Below are 6,025 nucleotides of genomic sequence, written 5' to 3' on the forward strand. Positions count from 1 at the left end.
CACCTTTACCGCCCCTTTCCCCCTCGCCTGATTCGTGACCCCCCCTTTGGGGCCCGGGTTTCTTCGCTTTGGACGGCGCCAAAGCGAAGAAACCCGGGCCTCAAAGGGAAGTGAGGTTCGGGAGAAGTGAGCTCGTGCGGCCCCGGGGACAACCGGGGACGACGACGGGCCGGTCACCCTGAGGTGACCGGCCCGTCGTGCCGAGACTGCGCTCAGCGAGCTTCGATCAGGAGAACGACCCGCCGCAGGCGCATGCGCTGCCGGCGTTCGGGTTGTCGATCGTGAAGCCCTGCTGCTCGATGGTGTCCTTGAAGTCGATCGTGGCGCCCTCGAGGTACGGCACGCTCATCTTGTCCACGACGACCTCGACGCCGTCGTAGTCGCGCAGAGCGTCCCCGTCGAGCACCCGCTCGTCGAAGTAGAGCTGGTAGATCAGCCCGGAGCAGCCACCCGGCTGCACCGCTACGCGGAGGCGCAGGTCGTCGCGGCCCTCCTGCTCGAGCAGGCTACGGACCTTGCCCGCGGCGACGTCAGTGACGTTGACGCCGTGGGTAGCGATGTCCGTGGTGGTGTCGGTCATGTCATCTCCCGATCGTGTTCGACATACCGGTAGTCGATCCTTGAACGTTGCCAACTCATCGGCTCGTCCGTCTGTTCCCGCGTTCCGGTCTGTTCTCAGATCGTACGCCCAGGTCTCGCCCGAGCCCATCACCGTTCCACGTGCGCGGCGTCACCTCCGCGGTCAGCGGGCCCAGCCCGGCGACCACGTCCGGGCCACGCGCGCGACGTCGTCGTCCGCCACCTCGTGCACCCCGCTGAGGCCCGCCGTGGACCACTCCCGCCTGCTCACCTGGCTGCGTCCGGTGAGCACGACGACGGGGACGGCGTGCGGCGCGGCGGCGGCCGCCGCCTCCACGACCACGCCCCGGTGCAGCCCCTCGCCGTCGAGCAGCGTGACGTACGCCACTACGACGTCGGCGTGCGCGGCGGCATCGGTCAGCGCCGCCTGCTCCGCCCGCGGCAGGGCCGACGATGCGGGACCGGGCGGGGTCGGGCCGGGGTGGGCAGGCCCCACGTCCTGCGGCCCGACGGCGGCCGGCCGGCCCACCGGGATCGCCGGACCCGCCAGGAGCACGCCGCGGCCCGCGCCGTCGTCGTGCCCGGCGCCCGGCCCGCCGCTCGGCGCAGCCCCCGGACCGGCAGCAGACACAGCGGCGGCCGCGGGCACCCGGACGGCCCGCGCCTCGGTGCCGGCGTGCGGCGCGGCGGCATGCCACGCGGAGGCCAGTCGCTCGGCGTCGGGCAGGGTCTCGGCAAGCAGCAGCACGTGCACGAGAGGCATCGTGGCATCGTCCGGTCAAGGTGTCACCACCGCGTGTCATGATGGTGACCGTGAGCACCCTGCTGGCTGAATACTCCGGCTTCTCCGAGCCCGCGTCGTCCCCGTTGCTGCTGCTCGGCCAGGGGCGTGACCTGGCCTCCGAGCGCGGCGTGGAGTGTACGGGCGAGCTGCCCGCACCGAGCGACCCGGACCTGGTGGACCGGGCCCGCGCCGCACGGGCCGCCCTCGGCAGCCGCGCGTTCGTGCTGGGCCACCACTACCAGCGCGACGAGGTCATCGACTTCGCCGACGTCACCGGCGACTCCTTCAAGCTCGCGCGCGAGGCGGCCGCCCGTCCCGAGGCAGAGTTCATCCTGTTCTGCGGCGTGCACTTCATGGCCGAGAGCGCGGACATCCTCACCTCGGACGCGCAGCAGGTCGTGCTGCCGGACCTCGCGGCCGGCTGCTCCATGGCCGACATGGCCGCGATCGGCCAGGTCGAGGAGGCGTGGGCCGTGCTGCAGGACGTCGGCATCGCCGACTCCACGATCCCCGTCACCTACATGAACTCGTCGGCCGCCATCAAGGCGTTCACCGGGCGCCACGGCGGCACCGTCTGCACCTCCTCCAACGCGGAGGTCGCGCTGCGCTGGGCGTTCGACCAGGTGGGCGGAATCGACGGCACCGGCAAGGTGCTCTTCCTGCCCGACCAGCACCTGGGCCGCAACACCGCGGTGCTGGAGCTGGCGATGTCGCTGGACGAGTGCGTGGTCTTCGACCCGCGCAAGCCGAACGGCGGGCTGACCGACCAGGAGCTGCGCGACGCCCGGATGATCCTGTGGCGCGGCCACTGCTCGGTGCACGGCCGCTTCTCGGAGCAGAACGTCACCGACATCCGCGCGGCGGTGCCCGGGATCAACGTGATGGTGCACCCCGAGTGCAAGCACGAGGTCGTCACCGCGGCCGACTACGTCGGTTCGACCGAGTACATCATCAAGCAGCTCGAGGCCGCCGAGCCCGGCTCCTCGTGGGCCATCGGCACGGAGCTCAACCTGGTCCGCCGGGTCGCCCGCGCGCACCCGGACAAGCAGGTGCACTACCTCGACTCGACGGTGTGCTTCTGCTCCACGATGAACCGCATCGACCTGCCCCACCTGGTGTGGGCCATGGAGTCGCTCGTGGAGGGACGCATGGTGAACCGGATCGTCGTGGACGCCGACGACGCCCACTGGGCGCGCGTGGCGCTCGACCAGATGCTGGCCCTTCCCGGAATCTGACCGGGCTGAGCGTGTGAGCGGCAACGGCGGGCTGCGCATCGGGATCTTCGTCTTCGACGGGGCGGAGGAGCTCGACGTCGTCGGGCCCTTCGAGGTCTTCGCGGAGTGGGGCTCCCACTCGCAGCTCCGGCCGACCGTGAGCACGTTCTCCTGGGACGGCGCCGGCGTGCGACTCGCCAAGGGGCTGCGGATCCTGCCCGCGCACGGCGCGGACGACATGGGCCCGCTGCACGTGCTGGTCTACCCGGGCGGCCTGGGCACGCGGCCGCTGCTGGCCGAGCCCGGGCACCTGGAGTGGCTGCGCCAGATCCGCAAGCAGACCCCGATCCTGGCGAGCGTCTGCACCGGCGCCCTGCCGCTGGCCGCCGCCGGGCTGCTGGCGGGGCGGCCCGCCACCACGCACCACGAGCACTACGACGAGCTCACCGAGCTCGACCCGAGCGTGCTGGTGGACACCGAGGCGCGGTACGTGGACGACGGCGACGTGATCACGTCCGCGGGTGTCTCCTCCGGCATCGACATGGCGCTGCACCTGGTCGAACGCCTGGAGACGCCGGCCGTCGGGCGGCTGGTGCGCAACGCGATCCAGCACCCGGCGACGCCGTCGGGCACGTCCTGATCCGGCGTCCGGCCAGCACGGGGAGCGGCGTCCGGGGCAGCGCCCGGCCGAGTGCCGGACAAGGTATCTGATACTGCCGGTTCCCGGTATAACCTCGGGCGCATGGCACGCATGCTCCAGCTCACCTGGACCGGACTCTTCCCGCGCAAGGCCCGCCCTGGACAGACCCTGCTCGACCCGTCAGTCACCCGGATGCGCGTCGGACCCCTGGACCTCGACTCGTACCTGCACGTCAACAACGGCACGTACCTGCAGATGATGGACGTGGCGCGGAACAACCAGATCGCCGACCTCGGCATGTTCCCGATCGCCAAGGAGAAGGGCTGGGCCCCCGTGGTCGCGGCGTCGACCATCAAGTACCGGCGCTCCCTGCAGCCGTTCGAGCGGTTCGAGATCACGACCCGGATCCTCGGCTGGGACGAGCGCGTCTTCTACCTGGAGCAGGTCTTCACGCGGGGCGACAAGCTGTGCGCCCGCGGGATCGTCGCCAGCCGGTTCCTGGACCGCAAGGGCAACCGGATCTCGGCGCTCGACGTCGTCCGGGACGCGACCGGGCAGGACCTGCCCTCCCCCGAGCTCCCCGAGGACGTCGCGGCCTGGGCCCGCGCGATGGATGTCGCACCGCGCGAGCCCTCCGCGAAGGGCTAGAGGCCCTCGCCGATCTTGGTGAGCAGCAGCGCCTCGGCCAGCACGACGTTCTGCAGCTCGCCGAGGTGCACCGACTCGTTCGCGCCGTGCGCCCGCGAGTCCGGGTCCTCGACGCCGGTCACGAGGATCGCGGCGTCCGGGAAGATCTCGAGCAGGTCCGCGATGAACGGGATGGACCCGCCCACGCCGACGTCGACCGGCGGGGTGCCCCACGCCTCGGAGAAGGCGGCACGCGCGGCCCGCATCGCCGCCGTGTCGCCCGGGGCGAGGAAGGGCTTGCCCTGCTCGCCCGAGCGCCACGTGACCTGCGCGCCGAACGGCGCGTGCTTGGCCACGTGGGCGGCGAGGGCGGCGTCGGCCGCGACCGGGTCCTGGCCCGGCGCGAGCCGCAGCGAGACCTTCGCGGCGCAGCGCGGCGCGATCGTGTTGGACGCCTCGGCCACGGACGTGACGTCCATGCCGATGACGGACAGCGCGGGCTTGGACCAGAGCCGTCCCGACAGCGTGCCCGTGCCGGCGAGCTCCGCTCCGTCGAGGAGCGAGGAGTCGGCGCGGAACTCGGCCTCGGAGTAGTCGACCTCGGGCTCGGGCGCGGTGACCAGGCCCTCGATCGCGACGTCGCCGGCCTCGTCGTGGAACGTCGCCACGAGGCGCGACATCAGGGTGACGGCGTCCAGCACCGCACCGCCGAACATTCCGGAGTGCACCGCGTGGTCCAGGACCCGCAGCTCGATCTCGCCGTCGACCAGGCCGCGCAGCGACGTCGTGAGGGCGGGGACGCCCACCTTCCAGTTCGTGGAGTCGGCCACGACGATGACGTCGGCCGCGAGCAGGTCGCGGTACTGCTCCAGGAACGCGCGGAACGACGGCGACCCCGACTCCTCCTCGCCCTCCAGGAACACCGTGACGCCCACGGGCAGGTCCGCGCCGTCCGGCAGGCCGAGGGTGCGCAGGGCGCCCAGGTGGGCCACGATGCCCGCCTTGTCGTCAGCCGCGCCCCGGCCGTAGAGCCGCTCCCCCACCTGCGTGGGCTCGAACGGCTCGGTGTCCCAGGTCGCGGGGTCGCCCGGCGGCTGCACGTCGTGGTGCGCGTACAGGAGCACGGTCGGCGCCCCCTCGGGCGCGGGCCGGCGCGCGACGACGGCGGGCGCACCGGGCGTGCCGTCGGGGCGCGGGGCGGACAGGATCTGGACGTCCGGCAGGCCGGCGTCGCGCAGGAGCTGCGCCGTGGCGGCGGCGCTGGCTGCCACGTGCTTCTGGTCGAACGCGGCGGCCGAGACGCTCGGGATGCGCACGAGCGCCTCGAGGTCGGCCTGCAGGGCGGGGAACAGCTCGGTGACGCGGGCCCGGAGGGCCGCGGTGGTATCGGTGGTCACAGCCCCACGTTAACGGCTCGGAACCGGCCGCCGCCGGGAGCGATTAGGCTGGGAGGGTGTTCTCCCGCAGCAAGACTTCGACTCCAGACGGCGTGACCCCCGTGGGCGACTCCCCGGACGAGGTGACGCCGACGTCCGACACGACGTCGGGCGCCGCCGGCAAGGGCCGGCCCACGCCCAAGCGCAACGTCGCGCAGGCCGCGAACAAGCGTCCCCTGGTCCCGGACGACCGCCGGGCCGCGCGCAAGGCGCAGCGCGAGAAGTCGCGCGTCGACCGGGAGCGTTCCTACCAGGCGATGCAGACCGGCGACGAGCGATACATGCCGGCCAAGGACAAGGGCCCGGTGCGCCGGTACGTGCGCGACTTCGTGGACGCGCGCTGGAACCTCGGCGAGTTCTTCCTGCCGGTCGCGTTCATCTTCCTGTTCGCCACGTTCTTCACGACGCAGTACCCGCAGCTCAGCATCTTCGTGATGCTCGGCCTGTACGGGTTCCTGTTCCTGACGATCGTCGACGTGTGGCTGCTGTGGCGTTCGCTGAAGAAGCGTCTGACGGCCAAGTTCGGCGAGGTCCCGCGCGGCCTGCTGATGTACACGGTCACGCGCGCCTACCAGCTGCGCCGGTCGCGGCTGCCCAAGCCGATGAGCAAGAAGCGCGGCAACTACCCGGAGTGACCCGGGACTGACACGACAGACCTGTGGCGGGGGGGGGGGAGGGGTGGGTGGTGCTCTTTGGAGTCGTTTTTGCTTCTTGGGGGTGAGTGAGTGGGTGGAGCGCTGTTTGT

7 protein-coding genes are annotated in these 6,025 nt (G+C 71.9%); 4 read left to right on the forward strand and 3 right to left on the reverse strand.

Annotated features, from left to right (window positions below; translation table 11 throughout):
* Window positions 1–226 precede the first annotated feature (226 nt).
* Both erpA and ACFV9Q_RS09295 read right to left on the reverse strand, forming a co-directional pair.
* On the reverse strand, window positions 227–580 hold the full coding sequence (gene erpA, locus ACFV9Q_RS09290; RefSeq protein WP_020014294.1) for an iron-sulfur cluster insertion protein ErpA: 354 nt from the start codon (window positions 578–580) through the stop codon (window positions 227–229).
* 162 nt (window positions 581–742) lie between these two features.
* Window positions 743–1,342, reverse strand: coding sequence for a hypothetical protein (locus ACFV9Q_RS09295; RefSeq protein WP_377234172.1), 600 nt, complete (start codon window positions 1,340–1,342; stop codon window positions 743–745).
* A 41-nt stretch (window positions 1,343–1,383) separates the two neighbouring features.
* Between ACFV9Q_RS09295 and nadA the strand changes: the two genes are divergently transcribed.
* The 3 genes from nadA to ACFV9Q_RS09310 all read left to right on the forward strand — a co-directional run bounded on the left by nadA (window position 1,384) and on the right by ACFV9Q_RS09310 (window position 3,865).
* Complete coding sequence (gene nadA, locus ACFV9Q_RS09300) at window positions 1,384–2,598, forward strand: quinolinate synthase NadA (RefSeq protein WP_377232180.1); 1,215 nt, start codon at window positions 1,384–1,386, stop codon at window positions 2,596–2,598.
* A 13-nt stretch (window positions 2,599–2,611) separates the two neighbouring features.
* Window positions 2,612–3,217 carry a DJ-1/PfpI family protein gene (locus ACFV9Q_RS09305; RefSeq protein ID WP_377232176.1) on the forward strand — a complete coding sequence of 202 codons (606 nt, stop codon included), beginning with the start codon at window positions 2,612–2,614 and terminating at the stop codon, window positions 3,215–3,217.
* A 102-nt stretch (window positions 3,218–3,319) separates the two neighbouring features.
* Window positions 3,320–3,865: an acyl-CoA thioesterase gene (locus ACFV9Q_RS09310; RefSeq protein WP_377234173.1), complete on the forward strand. Its 546-nt coding sequence runs from the start codon at window positions 3,320–3,322 to the stop codon at window positions 3,863–3,865.
* On the opposite strand, the gene ACFV9Q_RS09315 is transcribed toward ACFV9Q_RS09310, so the two are convergent.
* A complete protein-coding gene (locus tag ACFV9Q_RS09315) occupies window positions 3,862–5,241 on the reverse strand; it encodes a dipeptidase (RefSeq protein WP_377232178.1) in 1,380 nt (459 codons plus the stop codon). The two genes, ACFV9Q_RS09310 and ACFV9Q_RS09315, sit on opposite strands and share 4 nt — an antisense overlap.
* Window positions 5,242–5,297: 56 nt before the next feature.
* Here ACFV9Q_RS09315 and ACFV9Q_RS09320 point away from each other — a divergent pair, with 56 nt between their 5' ends.
* Window positions 5,298–5,915, forward strand: coding sequence for a DUF3043 domain-containing protein (locus ACFV9Q_RS09320; protein WP_377234174.1), 618 nt, complete (start codon window positions 5,298–5,300; stop codon window positions 5,913–5,915).
* Window positions 5,916–6,025: the final 110 nt, after the last annotated feature.

This window comes from Promicromonospora sp. NPDC059942 (assembly GCF_042731755.1).
Classification (GTDB): Bacteria; Actinomycetota; Actinomycetes; order Actinomycetales; family Cellulomonadaceae; genus Promicromonospora.